The organism is Martinezella multihospitum (assembly GCF_900094585.1).
In the GTDB taxonomy this organism is placed as follows: domain Bacteria; phylum Pseudomonadota; class Alphaproteobacteria; order Rhizobiales; family Rhizobiaceae; genus Rhizobium; species Rhizobium multihospitium.
This window is the reverse complement of record NZ_FMAG01000001.1, coordinates 334,637-351,883: the sequence shown is the minus strand read 5'-3', so window position 1 is coordinate 351,883 and position 17,247 is coordinate 334,637. Positions and strand designations below refer to the sequence as shown.

The window sequence follows — 17,247 nt, the reverse complement described above, 5'->3', positions numbered from 1 at the left end:
GAACGCATGCTGAAAAACTGGAAAAAGGCATGGCTCGTGGCGGCGATCGCCATCTGCCCGATGATCGTTCACGCCGAGGACCTGGTCATCTACCAGAAATGGTCGTCACCGGCTGAGGTCGCTGCTCTTAACGTCCTGAAGAAGGCGGCGGAGGAGAAGGGGATCAAGTGGATCGATATCACCATCCCGCATGATACCGGCTCCAACGTCAATCTCATGAACCTGGTAACGGGCGGCCAGCCTCCGAATGTGTTTTCCGAAAACAATCCCGCCGTTTACCGCGATCTGACGAATATGGGGCTCGGCCGTCCGCTGACCGACGTCTTCAAGGCGGATGGAGCACTGGACAAGTTTCCGCCCTCGGTCACCAAGTCGATCACCGTCGACGACCAGATCATGAAGATCCCGCTCGGTATCCATATCGACGGCATGCTCTATTACAATATCGAGGCGGCGAAGAAGGCCGGCGTCGATCCTTCGAAATGGACGTCGCTGGACGAAATGTACGCCGATTTCGACAAGATCAGGAAGGCCGGCATCGTGCCGCTGGCGCTCGGCGCGCAGCAATGGCAGGTCGGCTATCTCACCCATACCTTGGTCGCCAGCGTCGGCGGCGCCGATCTCTTTATGAGGATCTACGGACCGAAGCCGGATGAGGCCGCACTCGATGCGCCGGAGCTTCGAACCGCGTTCGAGTGGCTGCGCAAGTTCCAGCAGGCTTCCGACCCGGGTTCCGTCAATCGCGACTGGAACATGACCACCAACATGGTGATCGAGGGACAGGCGCTCATGCAGATCCATGGCGACTGGATGAAGGGCGAGTGGCGCGCGGCCGGCAAGCAAGCCGGCAAGGACTTCGGCTGCCTTCAGATCCCCGGCGCAAAGGCGCTGTCCGTGACGGTCGACGCCTGGGGTCTCCTCGGCAAGCAGTCGGCGGAAAAAGATGCCGCGGAAGTCGAGTTCGCCAAGCTCATCGTCGATCCGAAGATCAATGCCGCTTTCGCGGCGGCAAAAGGCTCGACGCCCGTGCGCACGGATGTCGATCCATCGACACTGGACGCCTGCTCCAGGAATGTCCTCGACATGCTGAAGGACCCCGCGCACCAGGTGCAGAACCCTCACTCGATGGTCGATGCAGACTGGCAGTCGGCGATATGGGAAGTTGCTTTCAACTACTGGAGCAAGCCGGACATGACGGTGGATGAGGCGGTCGCAGCGCTCAAGGAGCAATACGAGGCGATTCTCAAATAACGACCGAAAACATGACGCTCGTCATGGCGGCAAGCTTTCTTGCCGCCGACGGCGAATAGGAACGGAAGGTGAGATAGACATGGATACAAGACTTCTCGATGAAGATGCCGTCATGCAGATCTGCTTCGTCACGGACAATGTGGTGAAATCAGCGCAATGGTTTTCCGATCTGACGGGAAAACCCATGCCCAAGGAGGGCAAGGCTGCGGAGCCTGATGTGGCGCAGGCAATTTACGACGGCAAGCCTGCCGCCGTCGGCTGCCGCATCATGATGTTCAAGTTCAGAAATATCGACGTCGAGTTCCTTCAGCCTGGGCCGGAGAAAAGCGCTTGGCGCGACCTGCTGGAGGAAAAGGGGGCGGGCTGCCATCATATCGCGTTCCGCACCCGCAATCTGACGAAGCGCAATGCCTTTCTCGAGGGCAAGGGCCATCAGCTCCTGCAGCGTGGTGAATTCGACGGCGGTCATGGGCGCTATGCCTATTACGATACCGTCAAGGACCTTGGTGTCATGGTCGAGTTGCTCGAATTCGACAAGGACAAGGAGCCGCAAGGCTGATTTATGCCGGCCCTTCCCGGCGAAGGGCCGACCAGTTCCGATGTTCATCCCCAGAGAGCAGATCCATGGCTTATCCGATCGCGTATCAACTGTACTCATCGAGGAACTTCCCGCCGCTTCACGCGCAGTTTCCCCTGCTGAAATCCCTGGGCTATGACGCGATCGAGCCGTGGCTGCCGGCCTATGAAAGCGATCCCGCGCTGTTGCGGCGGCAGATCGATGATGCGGGCCTTGCCTGCTTCGGATTTCATATGCCGCTGAAAGGGTTGGTCGCCGAGCCGGATCGCTTCATCGAGATCGCACAGACGCTCGGCGCGACCTACATGATCCCGCCTTTCGTACCGAAGGAGGAGCGTATCGATACCGCCGATTATTGGCAGGGGATCGGCGAGCAGCTTGCGCAGGGCGCCGAACGTGCGGCGCGGCGCGGCTTGAAGGTTGCCTGGCACAACCATGATTTCGAATATGTCCCCCTCGCGGACGGGTCGAGGCCGATCGATCACATTTTCGGTGCCGGTGATGAGGTCTTGTTCGAGATCGACTGCGGCTGGATCACGCGCGCCGGTGCCGATCCTGCTGCCGAACTGGAGCTCTATGCCGATCGTATTATCGCTATCCAGACCAAGGATATGGCGCCTCTCGGAACGACGATCGACGACGGCTGGGCCGCGACGGGCGACGGCATCATCGACTGGGCAGCACTGGTTCCATACTTCCGTAAGACCCGGGCGGATCACATTGTTGCGGAGCACGACAATCCCTCCGATTGGCAGCGCTTTGCCAAGCGATCGATCGATCATATCCGCTCGCTCGGCTTGTAGAGGGCAGCAAGGTGAAGATCGTCGACGTCAAATGTGCCGTCATCGGCTCGAGCCCCGTTATTCGCATAGTCACCGATGCCGGTATCGACGGTTATGCGCAGGCGGAAACCTGGAAGCCGTTCCTGAAGCCCTACATTCTCGCGTTCCGGGATGCGCTCATCGGCCTTGATCCGACGGACGTCGAACGTGTGATGCTGCGCATCCGGCAGCGCGGTGGCTTCAAGCCCTGGGGGGCGGTCGTCAGCATTATCGAGATAGCGCTTTGGGACATTGCCGGCAAGGCGGCGGGTGTACCGATCTACAAGCTTCTGGGCGGCAAGGTACGGGATCGTGTTCGCGTCTATAATGGTGCGGTCCGCGAGCCGATGACCGGCTTCATGCCGGAGGATTATGCCAGGAGCTGCCGCGTAATGAAGGCGGCAGGTGAGGGCTTCACTATCGTCAAACAGCCGATCGGGTTTCACAGCCGCATGCGGGTCGAGGTGCCGGATTTCTTCTATGGCGATCCGGAAGCCGGCGGAATGCATGGCGCCCATGACCGCGGCCTGCTCACCGAACGCGGTCTGAAGCATATGGTCGCCTGCGTTGTCGCGATGAAGGAGGAACTGGGTGACGGGATCGGCCTCGCACTCGATTGCGGCCCCGGCTGGACGGTGCCGGATGCGATCCGCTTTGCAAGGGCGGTCGAGCCGTTCAATCTTGTCTGGCTGGAAGACATGCTGACCGGCGATTATTCGCCCTTCGTCAATGCGGACGTCTATCGTGATCTCACCTTGTCGACATCGACACCGATCCATACCGGCGAGCAGATCTATCTCAGGCAGAACTTCAAGCCACTTATCGAAAGTAAGGCGGTCAATATCATCGGCCCCGATCCCTGCGATGTCGGCGGTATCGCCGAACTCAAATGGATCGCCGAGTATGCCGATCTGCATGGTATCCTGATGGCCCCGCACGGAACGGCCAATGGTTTGTTGGGACTTGCCGCTCTCGTCCAGGTCTGTGCAGCGCTCCCGCACAATTATGTCGCCTTTGAATATACCGTCGGCGATCCGGCCTGGTGGTACGATATCGTCGATGGGCTGCCGGCGCCTTTGGTCGTAGATGGCCACATCGCGGTTTGGGATACTCCTGGCCTAGGGGTGACGCTGAATGCGGAAAAGGCGAGGCCTTATCTGACAGACGAAGATCATATGTTTTTTGATTGAGCTTCTTTAGAGCGGCGGCAGATCAACACCGGTCGCAAGATGCGCCTTGGCCACGCGACTGAAAAAACGGACCGCTGCCCCATTAATGGTGTGCGGGAGGGGCCGGCTTCGGCACGACAATGCATCCCATTCCAGCCACTATTTGGCGTCCGTGATATTTTTAAAGACGCAAGTTCGTCGCCCACCTCTTCAGCCGGTTGACATTTGTTGCGCCCCATCTAGCTGGCCGCAGCGTAGAAAGAGATTTTCCAATTCTCATGCCTTCAGAGATCACTGTTCCTTTTAATCTACTATTTTTATGGACAATATTTGCATTATCGAAAACGCATGCGATCTTCGGAAGGGATGAGAATGAGTGCGCCCAAACTCGTCGGCATTGCCGGCAGCTTCAACAGGCCGTCGAAGACTTACGCGCTGGTCCAGACCGTCGCGGATTTGGCAATCGAGCGATATGGCTTCTCAAGCAAGGTCTATGATCTGCATGATGTTGGTGCGTCCCTCGGCGCCGCTCAGTGGCGCAAGGATCTCGATGACCAGGCGAAAGGCGTGATCGACGATATCGTCTCATCGGATGCGCTGATTATCGGTTCGCCGACGTTCAAGGGATCCTATCCAGGGCTGTTCAAGCATCTGATCGACCTTATCGATCCACACGAGCTGCGCGCCAAGCCGATCATCATCACCGCGACGGGCGGTGGAGACAGGCATGCGCTGATGGTGGAACATCAGCTGCGGCCGCTCTTCGGCTTCTTCATGGCACACACCCTGCCAACCGCTGTCTATGCGTCTGATCGTGATTTTACCGACTACAAGGTCTCTTCGGAGCCGCTGGCCAGCCGGATCAATGAAGTCGTCGGTGAGCTCTCGGCTTTCTTCCCGCATTCGGTAAGGGTGCTCGCTGCGGCCGAATGATGGGCTGATGGACAAATTGCCTTCGACCGCCTCGGATCTATCAACCAAATGGAGGGTTACATGAAGTGGAATGTCATTAGCCGCCTGAAGACGATTTTCGCTGGACGCGCGTTGCGGGATGCGGATGGACGCATCCAGCCGGTTGATCGGCCCGAGTCCACCGAGCGAGAGCTCTCCGCGCGCGACTACGAGATCTACTATTGGTGTACATCCCCCGCGCCTTGGCATTGAAGGGATGCGCCTTTGATTTCCTGTCGCAAGCTTTGTGTTCGATCTTTCTCGTGAGGCTTACATGACCAGAGTACTGATTGTGCCTGGCCTTTTCGGCTCGGGCGAGGGGCATTGGCAGCGCTATTGGCTGCAGGATCATCACGACGTCCGGCTCGTCGAGCAGGACGACTGGGACTTTCCCAATCTCGGCAGCTGGATGGAAAAATTGGAAGCCGCGCTGGAAGAGGCGGGTGAAGCCTATATCGTCGCACATAGTCTGGGCTGCGTGCTGACGGCGAGGTTGGCTGGCCGCCAGGCTGCGCGAAGGGTCAAAGGCGCGCTGCTCGTCGCGCCCTGCGATATTCCGGTGACGGAAGCCCTGCATGCCGGACATCTGTCCTTCGGCACCATGCCGACCGAAACGCTGCCTTTTCCCAGCATGACGGTCGGGAGTTTGAACGACATCTATATGAGCCTCGACCGGCTCGGCATGTTCGGACGGCTCTGGAATTCGGATGTCCGCAATATCGGTCTTGCCGGGCATATCAATGTAGCGAGCGGTTTCGGGCGCTGGGCAAGCGGTTACGGCTTCCTCGAAATGCTGAAGGCGCGCAGTAGGCATCGCAGGCCACAAGGGTTTTCAGCGGCAATCGCGGCGTCCATTTAAAAGAAGGGCTTTTCATATCGGACATTCGACGCCATTGTGCGGCGGATTTTTCTTCTCGCCTTTTGGCCGCCATCCCAAGCGCGCGCCAGGGCATGTTCTTTGGAGGTAAGACAATGAGTTTGCGCATCAACGATATCGCACCGGATTTTACGGCGGAGACGACGCAGGGCGAGATTCAGTTCCACGATTGGGTTGGTAATGGTTGGGCCGTCCTCTTCTCGCATCCGAAGAACTTCACGCCGGTCTGCACGACGGAACTCGGCGCGATGGCCGGCCTCGAAGGCGAATTCCGCAAGCGCGGCGTCAAGATCATCGGCATTTCCGTCGATCCCGTGGAGAGCCATGGTCGCTGGAAGAACGACATCAAGACGGCGACCGGCTTCGACGTCGACTATCCGCTGATCGGCGACAAGGACCTGAAGGTCGCCAAGCTCTATGACATGCTGCCGGCAGGCGCCGGCGAAAGCTCGGAAGGCCGCACGCCTGCCGACAACGCTACGGTTCGCTCCGTCTTCGTCATCGGCCCCGACAAGAAGATCAAGCTGATCCTTACCTATCCGATGACGACGGGCCGCAACTTCGGCGAAATCCTGAGGGCGATCGACTCGATCCAGCTGACATCGAAGCATCAGGTCGCGACCCCGGCAAACTGGCAGCAGGGCGAAGACGTCATCATCACCGCCGCTGTTTCCAACGAAGACGCGATTACCCGTTTCGGCTCGTTCGATACGGTATTGCCCTATCTGCGCAAGACCCGTCAGCCGACCGCCTGATCGGCGTCAAGATTCATGTTTCCGATGAATGCGATGCGGCCGAAACGGCTGCATCGCTTTTTCAAAGGCTGACATTCTCGCGCAGGAAATCCAGCAATGCGCGCACACGGGCCGGCAAGGGGCCGCCCTGGCCGATATAGACGGCATGGAATTCCTCGGTATCGCCTGGATTGAGCTCTTCCAGCACCGGCTGCAAGCGACCGGCCGCGATATCCGATTTGACGGTAAAGGCGGCAAGACGCGCCAGGCCGGCACCCGCAAGCGCAAGATGCCGCATGGCTTCGCCGTCGCCAACCTGCAGGCTGCGCGCGGCGGGGATCGTCGCAACCTCGCTATCAACCAGCAACGGCCAGCCTTCGATCGTCCGAGAATAGGCAAAGCCAATTCGGCAATGCTTTGCCAGCTCGGCGGAGGAGCGCGGCAAGCCATGCCGTCGCAGGTAATCCGGCGAGGCGACGATGATGTTTCGTGTTGCTCCCAGCTTGCGGGCCGTGAGGCTGGAACTTTTCAGTGGCCCGGCCCGGATCGCGACATCGGCGCGCTCTTCCATCAGGTCGACGATCCGATCGGTATGGAAGATCTCCAGCGAAACATTGGGATGCAGCGCCATGAAGCCCGGAATGAGTGGAGCCAGGACATGATTGCCGAAGGAGCCGCTCGTGTTGATGCGGATATGTCCGGCAACCTGCTCTCCCGCCGATGCATGGCGCTCGGCTTCGGCGATATTGGCAAGGATGGCGACGCTGCGCTCGAAGAAAGCGCAGCCCTCTGGGGTGAGCTGCAGCCGTCTTGTCGAGCGATGGATAAGACGTGAGCCGAGGCGCTTTTCAAGTCTCGTAATGAGTTTGCTGACGGCAGACGGCGTCATTCGGCAAGCTGTGGCCGCGGCGGTGAAGCCGCCCAGTTCCACGGCGCGCACGAAGACTTCCATTTCACCGGAACGATTGATCTCTTGACGGCTCATGATGAATTGAAATCATAAATCTGTTTCTTTTCGGCAATCTATATCATCTTAATCAAAGGGTCTATCTCTCGGTAAAACCTAAGGAGATAGGCAATGGACTACAGAAATCTCGGTGCTTCAGGCTTGCGTGTTCCCGTGCTCAGTTTCGGCGCCGGCACCTTTGGCGGCCGCGGGCCTCTCTTCAGCGCCTGGGGCTCGACGGATGCGGCGGAAGCGCGGCGTCTGGTCGACATCTGCCTGGAGGCGGGCGTCAATCTTTTCGACACTGCCGATGTCTATTCGGCCGGCGCCTCGGAGGAGGTGCTTGGCGAGGCGATCCGGGGCAGGCGCGATGCTGTCCTGATCTCGACGAAGACAGCTTTGCCGACGGGCGATGGACCGGCCGACTGGGGCAGCTCGCGCTCGCGCCTGATCAAATCGGTCGAAGCTGCCCTGCGCCGGCTCGGGACAGATTACATCGACCTCTTGCAACTGCATGCTTTCGACGCCTCGACGCCGATTGAGGAAACGCTCTCAACCCTTGATCAACTCGTGAGGGCGGGAAAGATCCGTTATATCGGTGCCTCCAACTTCTCCGGCTGGGAACTGATGAAATCGCTCGCTGTTTCCGAGAAGCACTCCTATGTGCGCCATGTCGCCCATCAGGTCTATTATTCGCTCGCCGGTCGCGATTACGAATGGGAGCTGATGCCGCTAGCTGCGGATCAGAATGTCGGCGCCCTTGTCTGGAGCCCGTTGGCATGGGGCAGGCTCACTGGCAAGATTCGTCGCGGACAGCCATTGCCGAAGACGAGCCGGCTGCACGAAACCGCGACCTTCGGCCCACCCGTCGATGACGAAAAGCTGTTCGATATTGTCGATGTGCTGGATGAGATTGCTGTCGAGACTGGGAAGAGCGTGCCGCAAATCGCCATCAACTGGCTACTGAGCCGGCCGACGGTCGCAAGCGTCATCATCGGCGCGCGCAACGAAGAGCAGTTGCGGCAGAATCTCGGCGCGGTCGGCTGGACGCTATCGAAAGAGCAGATCGAGAGGCTGGACAAGGTGAGCGAGATGACGGCTCCCTATCCCTATTTTCCCTATCGGCGACAAGAAGGCTTCGCCAGACTCAACCCGCCGCTGGTTTGACGCGGCAGGCGATCCCGATGATGGCGGCGAAGCAGGCGAATGCTCCGCCGCCGGATGAAACTTAACGGCCACCCTCGATCTTGCGGTGGCGCTGGTTCCGGCCGCTTTCGCCGTAGGGGTAGGCGGCGGGTTGCGGCGCGCTGACCCCGTTCAGCCGATCCATCTCCGCCTCCGTCAGCGTAAGCTTGGCGGCGCCGAGATTGTCGGCAAGCTGCTCGGACGTGCGGGCGCCGAGGATGACTGAAGTCACCGCCGGGCGTGCTGCCGTCCAGGCAAGCGCTACCTGTGCCATGGTCACGTCTCGTGCCTTGGCGATCTCCTCGACGGTGGCGATGATTGCCCAGGTCCGCTCCTGCGCATTGCGCGGCGCAAAGGATTCGCTGCCGCGATTGGGATTTTCTCCAAGTCTTGTGGCGCCGGTCGGCATTTCGTCGCGCTTGTATTTGCCGGTCAGCCATCCGCCGCCGAGCGGTGACCAGGGAAGCAGGCCCATGCCGGCATCGAGGCAGGCATCGACGATCTCGAGCTCGATGTCGCGGATCAGCAGATTATATTGCGGCTGCAGCGTCACCGGACGCGTATATCCGCGCGCCTTGGCGATCTCAGCGGCCTTGGCGATATGCCAGCCGACATAGTTGGAGAAGCCGTAGTAGCCGATCTTGCCGGCGCGCACGGCGTCATCGAGAAAGCGCAATGTCTCCTCGATCGGCGTCAAGGCGTCCCAGGCATGCATCTGGTAGAGATCGATATGGTCGAGCCCTAGACGACGCAGCGAATCATCCAGGGCTTGGCCCAGATGCCGGCGTGAAAGACCGATGTCGTTCGGCCCGTTACCCATCGGAAAGCGGCCCTTGGTGGCGATGACGGCCTGCCGGGCCTCGGTCGGACGAGCCTTCAGCCAGCGGCCGATGATCTCTTCCGACTTGCCTGCACTATAGACGTCGGCGGTGTCGATGAAATTGCCGCCCCATGCGAAATAGTCGTCGAGAAGCCTGTGCGACGCGGCTTCGTCCGCTTCCGCGCCGAAAGTCATGGTGCCAAGGCAATAGGCCGTGACAACGGCCCCGCTTGGGCCGAGCTTGCGATAATCCATTCCTGCCTCCTCTGAACGGAGCGCTGGTGCCCGATCGGCAAAGCTGTCGGGAAAGCCGCAGGCTCCGTGATCCATAGCAATGTGGTGCTTGAGACGGCCTCCACCGTCGATGGGGTTCGACGCTCGGCGTTTGACCGCCGCGGCCGCAGAAGGAGCATAACCAATCATCCCATGATTACCAAGCGCATTCGTTGCCTGACCGGGCCTGCTTGGGTAAAATTCTCCGTGATGATTCTTCTCTCGCCGAATGCCTCCCTTCATGGATGAAACGCCGACAAGCCGCATGCTTTCCTGGGCACGCAACTCCACGATCTATCGCCTCGAACGCCGGATGATGACGGAGAAGCAGCTGTCCGATGCGATCGCCAAGAAAGCGAAACAGAAATTCGGGGATATCAGCGAGGCGCAGATCAAGGCGCTTGCCGATTTCGCGGTCAAATTCGCCTACGAGCTGAAGGTGCTCGATGATGTCGCCTTTGCCGAGATCAGCACGCGCTCGGCGGTTCGTTCCGGCAAATCGAAGAAAGCCATCGCCTTCAAGCTTGCATCCAAAGGCATTGCCGGCGAAACCGTCGTCGCGGCCGTGGAGGAGGTCGACGATCTCCACTCCGCCGTCATCTTTGCCAGGAAGCGTGGCTTCGGGCCGTTCCGGCGTGGCGATCTCGACGAGAAGCGCAAGGCAAAGGAACTATCCGCCTTCGCCCGCAACGGCTTTAGCTTTGCGATCGGCAAACGGGTTTTCGATATGGAGCGAGAGGATGCCGAAGAACTATTGCTGTCGGCCTCTGCTTTCTGAGGTCCGATGCTCATTGAAATAGCCAAGGTCACCGGCTAGTTTCGCCGCACTTGAGCAGGGTAGGGCGCGCAGGGGAAATTCGTGAAGGCAGATATTCGATCACTTGCAGCGGCGATTGCCATTGCCTCCTTGCCGATGACGGCGCACGCCGATTGGCAGGCGGTGGAGACGACCAAGACCTACGCGATTTCAGGAACATCGGGTGCTGAGCTCTACGATTCGATCGGCGAGCGCGGCCCGTTGCTTGGGCCGAAAGTGAGGGCGATTGCCCATACCGATTTCAAGCTCACCTGGACGCGGAAATACGAGCCGCAGCCGGATGGCGCCTGCACGATCACCGTCAACATACCGAAGCTGATCATCACCTACACTTTACCGAAACCTTCGGCGCAATTGCCGGCTTCGACCCGCAAAAGCTGGCAGAAATTCATTGCCGGCGTCGAGGCGCACGAGCGGGTGCATGGCGGCTTCATCAAGGACATGGTCAAGGAAATCGAGGCGATGAGCGTCGGTTTTTCTGTGCCCGACGATCCGAGATGCAGCAAGATCCGCACGGAACTGACGAAGCGGCTCGGCGAAATCTCCAATAAGGAGCGGCGGCGAAACAGCGACTTCGACAAGGTCGAGTTCAGCGATGGCGGCAATCTCCAGCAGCTCGTTTTGAAGCTTGTAAGGGAAGAATAGGCCGGGAAAGCGCAGCCGATCGCATGCTTTCGGCTGCGCCCGATCGAAGTGGCTTAGCGGCCCTTCTGTTTCCGCCATTCGGCGAATTTCTGCTTCGGCGCGTCGCTGGTCGCGGGATAGAGGCCGATAATGGTCGCGCCGTTCAGGACTTCTTCGGTGACGAAGTCCTCATAGGCCGTCATTTCTACGGTCTCCGTGGCAATCTCATCGGCGAGGTGCGCCGGAATGACGATGACACCCTCATTGTCGCCGACGAGAACGTCTCCAGGGAACACCGCGACATCGCCGCAGCCGATCGGGCCGTTGATCTCAATCGCCTGATGCAGCGTCAGGTTTGTCGGGGCCGACGGACGGTGATGATAGGAAGGGATGTCGAGAGCGGCGATTTCCGGGCTATCGCGGAAGCCGCCATCGGTGACGACACCGGCGACGCCGCGCACCTGCAGACGCGAGATCAGGATCGAGCCAGCCGATGCGGCGCGCGCATCCTTGCGGCTGTCCATGACCAGCACGAAGCCGGGCGGGCATTGTTCGACGGCGGCGCGTTGCGGATGTTCCGGGTTGCGGAAGACTTCAAGCGTGTTCAGGTCCTCGCGCGCCGGAATATAGCGGAGCGTAAAGGCCTGGCCGACCATGTTTGCCTTCTTCGGCGAAAGCGGCCGGACGTCCTGGATGAACTGGTTGCGCAAGCCTCGTCTGAAGAGGGCAGTGGCGATCGTCGGCGTCGCGACGCCCATCAGCTTGTCGCGCGTCTCTTTGTTCAGCACGTAATTGCTCATGCGATATATCCTCTGTGATCAGTAGATGTCGGGTTCGCCCGGCGTCGGGCCGAAGCTGGTTTCCAGAAAGTCGAAGTCGCAGCCGGTGTCGGCCTGCGCCACATGGCGTGAGAACATCCAGCCATAGCCGCGGCCGAATTTTTCCGCTGGCTTGGTCCAGGCATCGCGCCGCCGCTGCAACTCGTCCTCGTCAACAAGCATGTCGATGCGACGTGCCTCAAGATCGAGGCGAATGATATCGCCGTTGCGCAGCAGCGCCAGCGGGCCGCCGACATGGGATTCCGGCGAGACATGCAGAATGCATGCGCCATAGCTGGTGCCGCTCATGCGGGCATCGGAGAGGCGGAGCATGTCCCTGTGGCCCTTTTTCAGGAGCGCCTTCGGGATCGGAAGCATGCCCCATTCGGGCATGCCGGGACCGCCCTGCGGGCCGGCGCCGCGCAGCACCATGACGTGATCGGGCGTGATGTCGAGATCTTCATTGTCGACCGCCGCCTTCATCTCCGGATAGCTGTCAAAGACGAGTGCCGGACCCTGGTGCTTGTGAAAGCGCGGATCGCAGGCGGCCGGCTTGATGACGGCGCCGGTCGGCGCAAGGTTGCCCTTCAACACCGCAAGCGACCCTTCGTGATAGACCGGATTGTCGAGCGAACGGATGACATCGTCATTGTAGCATTTCGCCCCCTCAAGCGTTTCGCCGAGGGTGACGCCGGAGACGGTCAGCGCCGAAAGGTCGAGCTTCGAGGAGAGCTTCGCCATTAGCGCGCGCAGGCCGCCGGCATAGTAGAAATCCTCCATCAGATAGGCTTTGCCCGTCGGCCTGATATTGGCAAGCACCGGCGTCGTCCGTCCCGCCTTGTCGAGATCGTCCAGCGAGAGGTTGGTGCCGGCACGCCGGGCCATCGCGATCAAATGCACGACGGCATTGGTGGAACAGCCCGTCGCCATCGCGACAGCGACGGCATTGTTGACGGCGGCCTGCGTGACGATTTTCGAGGGAACGAGATCTTCCCAAACCATTTCGACGATGCGCCGACCGACAGCTGACGACATGCGGATATGATTGGCGTCCGGGGCAGGGATCGAGCTTGCGCCGGGGAGGGTCAAGCCAAGCGCCTCGGCGATCGCTGTCATCGTGCTTGCCGTGCCCATGGTCATGCAGTGACCATAGGAGCGGGCAATACCGGCCTCGACATCGACCCATTCCTTCTCGGAGATGGTGCCGGCGCGGCGCTCGTCCCAGAATTTCCAGGCGTCGGAACCGGAGCCCAGATATTCGCCGCGATAATTACCGCGCAGCATCGGGCCGGCGGGCAGATAGATCATCGGCAGTCCCATGGAGAGCGCGCCCATGACGAGACCGGGAGTGGTCTTGTCGCAGCCGCCCATCAGCACGGCGCCGTCGACCGGATGCGAGCGCAAGAGTTCTTCTGCTTCCATCGCCAGCATGTTGCGATAGAGCATGGTCGTCGGCTTCACATAACTTTCAGACAACGACAGTGCGGGCAGCTCCAAAGGAAAGCCGCCAGCCTGCAGGATGCCGCGCTTCACATCCTCGACGCGATGCTTGAAATGGGCATGACACGGGTTGGCATCGGACCAGGTATTGAGGATGGCGATGACGGGCTTGTCCCCCCATTCTTCGGGCGCATAGCCCATCTGCATGGTGCGGGAGCGATGCCCCGAGCTTCTGAGATCGTCCGGTGCGAACCATCTGGCGCTGCGCAGTTCCGAGGGCTTTTTCCTGCTGTTCATTGTATTTAAGCCTTGTATTCAAATGTTGGTCGAAAGAATAAATCCGTGCGCCGCATCATTCCTTCATGCCCCATTTTAGCAGGGTGCGGCGCTCGATCGTCTGAAAAACCAGGTTTTCGACAATAAGCCCGATGACGATGACAGTCAGCAGGCCGGCAAAGACCGAGGGGATATCGAGAAGATTGCGGTTTTCGAAGATGAACCAGCCGAGACCGCCCTGACCGGAGGAGACGCCGAAGACGAGTTCGGCTGCGATCAGCGTGCGCCAGGAAAAGGCCCAGCCGATTTTCAGGCCGGTCAGGATCGACGGGAAGGCGGCGGGGATCAGGATACGGAAGACATAGGAGAGTCCGGTCAGCCCGTAATTGGCACCGACCATGCGCAAGGTGCGCGAGACGCCGAGAAAGCCGGCATGTGTGTTCAGCGCGACAGCCCATAGGACGGAATGGATAAGCACGAAGACGAGGCTCGCCGGGCCGAGGCCGAACCAGATGAGGGCGAGCGGCAAGAGCGAGATGGCCGGCAGCGGATTGAACATTGCCGTCATGGTTTCGAGGAAATCGGTGCCGATGCGGGTGTTGATCGCAACGACCGTCAGCGCGGCGGCGAGCACCGTTCCCGAGACGTAGCCTGTCACCAGTATTTTCAGCGTGGTCCAGATGCGAGCCGGCAGCACACCATCGGCGAAACGGTCGTAAAGCGCTGTCAAGGTGTCGCTGAGCGTCGGAAACAGCAGCGGATTGTCGAGATGCCGGGCATAGGCTTCCCAGATGACGGCGAGGACGACGATCAGCAACGACTTGCGGAACAGGCCCGACTGCCAGAGGAGCTCCATTGTGCCGAGCTTCTGCTCGACAGCTGCGATATGGCCAGCGGCTTCCGTTGTCTGTGGAGCAAGAATGATCTGCGGCGTGCTCATAGCTTACTCCCTGTGTCCCTGCTCGGCAAAGAGCATGTGATGGATCTCCTGCTCCAGTTTCGCGGCAGCGGCAGGGTCGTCGCGAACGGTTTCCACATCGCGCACTTCGGCCTTGACGCGGCCGGGATGCGGCGACAGCAAAAGGATACGGTTGGAGATCTTGATCGCCTCGGCGATCGAGTGCGTCACGAAGATGACGGTGAAACGGGTATCCTCCCAGAGCTGCAGGAGTTCGTCCTGCATCTGCCGGCGGGTAAGGGCATCGAGCGCTGCGAAGGGCTCGTCCATCAGCAGAATATCGGGCTGCATGGCCATGCCGCGGGCAATCGCGACACGCTGTTTCATGCCGCCTGACAGCATGTGCGGATAGGTGTCGACCGCACGGGTGAGCTTGACCTTTTCGATATAATCCCGGGCGATGGCCTCGGCTTCGCCGCGCGATAAGCGGCGGGCTGTCGTCAGCGGGAACATGACGTTTTCCAGCACCGTCTTCCAGGGCAGTAGCTGGTCGAATTCCTGGAAGACCATCATGCGGTCAGCACCGGGTTTCTTGACCTGTTGTCCCTTGATCTCGATGCGGCCCGCGGTCGGTGTCATATAGCCGCCGATCGCCTTCAGCAGAGTCGATTTTCCGCAGCCGGAAGGTCCCAGGAGGACGAAGCGGTCCGACTGGGCAACCGAAAAACTGACGTTTTCCGTTGCTGTGATGAGCAGGTTCGGCGTCTTGTAGCGAAGCGTTACCTTGTCGACATTCAGAAGCTGTGTTGCGGTCATCGTTTCCGTCATCGGCATGTCGGCGTGCGTTTTTGCCTGAAGCATGAGCCTTCTCCGAGGGGTGGCTTGAAGGCGGCATTCGCGCCGCCCTCAGGATTAGTTGCCATTAAGATCGGCTGCTTCCGGCAGGTAATAGTCGGTCCACGCCTTGGGCATGGTCTTCAGCGTGCCGATCTTGTAGAGATGGGTCGCGAACTTCATGGTTCCCTGCGGGTCCATGCGGAACTCCATCATGTGCGGCTCGTTGAGGATAGCCAGAAGGTCGTCGACGCTTGTCTTGTCGCCGCTGACGGTCTTGTAGGCTTCCACCGCCGACTTCGGATCCTTTTTGATGAGATCGATAGCCTCGGCGGTCGCCTCGCGCACCGCCTTGATGATGGTCGGGTTGGCGCTTGCGAACTGGGTCGTGGTGAAAAAAGTGCCCTGGGTCAGCTCGCCGCCGATGATGTCGCGGGAATCGACGACCTTGTGAACGCCCGGCTGTTTCAGTTCGAGATATTGAAAGGGCGGGGCGGAGAAGTGGTTCTTGACCTCGTGAGTCTGATTGGCAAGCGCTGCCATTGCATCCGGATGGCCAAGCTGCACCGTATTGGCGTCGAATTTGTGCACCTGGTCGTCGCCATACATTTGCGCGGCAGCCATCTGCAGCAGAATTGCCTGCGTCGAGACGCCGACGGTCGGCACGGCGATCTTGTCGCCCGGCTGAATATCCTTCAACGACTGGATGCGTGGGTCGCGCGAAACCATGATGACCGGCTGGGCCGAATTGGTGACGATGCCCTTGACCTTGCCTCGAGTGCGGTCCCAAAGCAGCAGGAGATTGCCTGTGCCGGTATTGACGATGTCGACGTTGCCGGACAGCAGGGCGTCGGTCTGTGCGCCGCCGCCGCTGAAGGTGCGCCATTCCACCTTGACGCCCTGAAGGCCATCGGCCGCCGCATGCTTCTCGATCAGCTTCTGCGTCTCCATCACATGGCTGGCGAGATAAAGAATGCCCGGCTGGCGCGTGATCGAAATGTCTGTCTTTTCGGCCGCGCCGGCCGAAAAGGTGCCTGCGACCACCATGCCGACCGCAGTCAGACAGCGAAGAAATCCTCTCATGTGCTCCTCCCGATTGGTCCAACCCTTGAGAAATGAAGTTGGCTTAAACCAACTAAAGCACTAATGTATCAGTGCATCAAGCCCCGAACTGTGCTTAATGAGCAAACGCTCTCGATCAGAAAGGCCGCCAGTGAAGCTCAACCCGAAAGAATTCGCCCTTGATCGCTCCCGTCAGGTGGGACCTCAGATCCTGGAGATCCTGCGATCGCGCATTCTTTCGATGAGCCTGCCGCCAACGACGGTCCTGTCGCGCATCTCGCTGCAAAGCGAATTCAATGTCAGTCAGACCCCCGTGCGCGATGCCCTGATCCGGCTTGAGGAGGAGGGGTTGGTGGAGGTCTATCCGCAATATGCGACGGTTGTTGCGAGGATCGATATCCGCAACGCGACCGAGGCGCATTTCTTGCGATTATCGATCGAACTGGAGGCGGTCCGCAGGCTGGCCGTCGAATCACCTGCAGAAACCGCAGCAATCCTCGAAGGCATCCTGGCTCGCCAGAAGCATGTGGTGTCACAGGAAACCTATGATCTCTTCGATGTGCTCGACAAGGATTTCCATCGCGTTCTCTATGAGCGGGCCGGCATTCTCGGCCTGTGGTCGACCGTCCGGCGCCAGAGCGTGCATCTCGACCGGCTACGCATGCTCAACCTGCCGATGCCGGGCAAGCTCGAACAGATCATTGTCGACCATCAAGCGGTGGTCGATGCCGTCCGCTCGGCCGATGCGGAGGCGGCCGTCGCTGCTTTGCGCCGGCATTTGTCAGGCACCTTGTCGATCGTCGATCTCATTTGCGAACAATACCCGGATTATGTGAGCCGCTAGGCCCGAACTTCGCTGGCTGTTCCGTTAGGG

General features: G+C 59.8%; 19 protein-coding genes. 12 read left to right on the top strand and 7 right to left on the bottom strand.

Going from position 1 to position 17,247, the window contains the following annotated elements:
* Positions 1–6: 6 nt before the first annotated feature.
* From GA0061103_RS01570 to GA0061103_RS01540, 8 genes are all read left to right on the top strand, one after another.
* Positions 7–1,251 (top strand): ABC transporter substrate-binding protein, encoded by a 1,245-nt coding sequence (locus tag GA0061103_RS01570; protein ID WP_092706447.1) that lies wholly within the window; start codon positions 7–9, stop codon positions 1,249–1,251.
* Positions 1,252–1,330: 79 nt separating this feature from the next.
* Positions 1,331–1,810: a VOC family protein gene (locus tag GA0061103_RS01565; RefSeq protein WP_092706445.1), complete on the top strand. Its 480-nt coding sequence runs from the start codon at positions 1,331–1,333 to the stop codon at positions 1,808–1,810.
* A gap of 65 nt (positions 1,811–1,875) precedes the next feature.
* Positions 1,876–2,631, top strand: a complete 756-nt coding sequence (locus GA0061103_RS01560; RefSeq protein WP_092706443.1) for a sugar phosphate isomerase/epimerase family protein — start codon at positions 1,876–1,878, stop codon at positions 2,629–2,631.
* A gap of 11 nt (positions 2,632–2,642) precedes the next feature.
* The gene (locus GA0061103_RS01555; RefSeq protein WP_092706441.1) at positions 2,643–3,839 is read left to right on the top strand and encodes a mandelate racemase/muconate lactonizing enzyme family protein; all 1,197 of its coding nucleotides are present in this window, start codon (positions 2,643–2,645) and stop codon (positions 3,837–3,839) included.
* Between the two features lie 351 nt (positions 3,840–4,190).
* Positions 4,191–4,751, top strand: coding sequence for an FMN reductase (gene msuE, locus GA0061103_RS01550; RefSeq protein ID WP_092706439.1), 561 nt, complete (start codon positions 4,191–4,193; stop codon positions 4,749–4,751).
* 60 nt (positions 4,752–4,811) lie between these two features.
* Positions 4,812–4,982, top strand: coding sequence for a hypothetical protein (locus tag GA0061103_RS34930; RefSeq protein WP_167376507.1), 171 nt, complete (start codon positions 4,812–4,814; stop codon positions 4,980–4,982).
* 61 nt (positions 4,983–5,043) lie between these two features.
* Positions 5,044–5,628: an RBBP9/YdeN family alpha/beta hydrolase gene (locus GA0061103_RS01545; RefSeq protein ID WP_092706437.1), complete on the top strand. Its 585-nt coding sequence runs from the start codon at positions 5,044–5,046 to the stop codon at positions 5,626–5,628.
* Positions 5,629–5,741: 113 nt separating this feature from the next.
* Entirely contained in the window at positions 5,742–6,401 is a 660-nt protein-coding gene (locus GA0061103_RS01540; RefSeq protein ID WP_092706435.1) for a peroxiredoxin, read from the top strand.
* 61 nt (positions 6,402–6,462) lie between these two features.
* Here GA0061103_RS01540 and GA0061103_RS01535 read toward each other — a convergent pair whose 3' ends face one another.
* Positions 6,463–7,365 (bottom strand): LysR family transcriptional regulator, encoded by a 903-nt coding sequence (locus GA0061103_RS01535; RefSeq protein ID WP_092706433.1) that lies wholly within the window; start codon positions 7,363–7,365, stop codon positions 6,463–6,465.
* A 93-nt stretch (positions 7,366–7,458) separates the two neighbouring features.
* On the opposite strand from GA0061103_RS01535, the gene GA0061103_RS01530 reads away from it, so the two are divergent.
* Positions 7,459–8,493 (top strand): aldo/keto reductase, encoded by a 1,035-nt coding sequence (locus tag GA0061103_RS01530; RefSeq protein WP_092706431.1) that lies wholly within the window; start codon positions 7,459–7,461, stop codon positions 8,491–8,493.
* 61 nt (positions 8,494–8,554) lie between these two features.
* Here the strand turns inward: GA0061103_RS01530 and GA0061103_RS01525 are convergent, their stop codons facing one another.
* Positions 8,555–9,586 carry an aldo/keto reductase gene (locus GA0061103_RS01525; RefSeq protein ID WP_092706430.1) on the bottom strand — a complete coding sequence of 344 codons (1,032 nt, stop codon included), beginning with the start codon at positions 9,584–9,586 and terminating at the stop codon, positions 8,555–8,557.
* A 259-nt stretch (positions 9,587–9,845) separates the two neighbouring features.
* Here GA0061103_RS01525 and recX point away from each other — a divergent pair, with 259 nt between their 5' ends.
* Positions 9,846–10,382, top strand: a complete 537-nt coding sequence (gene recX, locus GA0061103_RS01520; RefSeq protein WP_092706428.1) for a recombination regulator RecX — start codon at positions 9,846–9,848, stop codon at positions 10,380–10,382.
* Positions 10,383–10,517: 135 nt separating this feature from the next.
* Complete coding sequence (locus tag GA0061103_RS01515) at positions 10,518–11,066, top strand: DUF922 domain-containing Zn-dependent protease (RefSeq protein WP_167376534.1); 549 nt, start codon at positions 10,518–10,520, stop codon at positions 11,064–11,066.
* Between the two features lie 53 nt (positions 11,067–11,119).
* Here GA0061103_RS01515 and GA0061103_RS01510 read toward each other — a convergent pair whose 3' ends face one another.
* From GA0061103_RS01510 to GA0061103_RS01490, 5 genes are read right to left on the bottom strand one after another with little or no spacing between them, the layout of a single operon-like run.
* On the bottom strand, positions 11,120–11,845 hold the full coding sequence (locus tag GA0061103_RS01510; protein ID WP_092706424.1) for a ribonuclease activity regulator RraA: 726 nt from the start codon (positions 11,843–11,845) through the stop codon (positions 11,120–11,122).
* An 18-nt stretch (positions 11,846–11,863) separates the two neighbouring features.
* Entirely contained in the window at positions 11,864–13,600 is a 1,737-nt protein-coding gene (gene araD / locus GA0061103_RS01505; RefSeq protein ID WP_092706422.1) for an L-arabinonate dehydratase, read from the bottom strand.
* Positions 13,601–13,655: 55 nt separating this feature from the next.
* Positions 13,656–14,519: an ABC transporter permease gene (locus GA0061103_RS01500; protein WP_092706420.1), complete on the bottom strand. Its 864-nt coding sequence runs from the start codon at positions 14,517–14,519 to the stop codon at positions 13,656–13,658.
* A gap of 3 nt (positions 14,520–14,522) precedes the next feature.
* A complete protein-coding gene (locus tag GA0061103_RS01495) occupies positions 14,523–15,338 on the bottom strand; it encodes an ABC transporter ATP-binding protein (protein WP_092706418.1) in 816 nt (271 codons plus the stop codon).
* 51 nt (positions 15,339–15,389) lie between these two features.
* Entirely contained in the window at positions 15,390–16,394 is a 1,005-nt protein-coding gene (locus GA0061103_RS01490) for an ABC transporter substrate-binding protein (protein WP_092706416.1), read from the bottom strand.
* Positions 16,395–16,524: 130 nt separating this feature from the next.
* Between GA0061103_RS01490 and GA0061103_RS01485 the strand changes: the two genes are divergently transcribed.
* On the top strand, positions 16,525–17,217 hold the full coding sequence (locus GA0061103_RS01485) for a GntR family transcriptional regulator (RefSeq protein WP_092706414.1): 693 nt from the start codon (positions 16,525–16,527) through the stop codon (positions 17,215–17,217).
* The last annotated feature ends 30 nt before the right edge of the window (positions 17,218–17,247 follow it).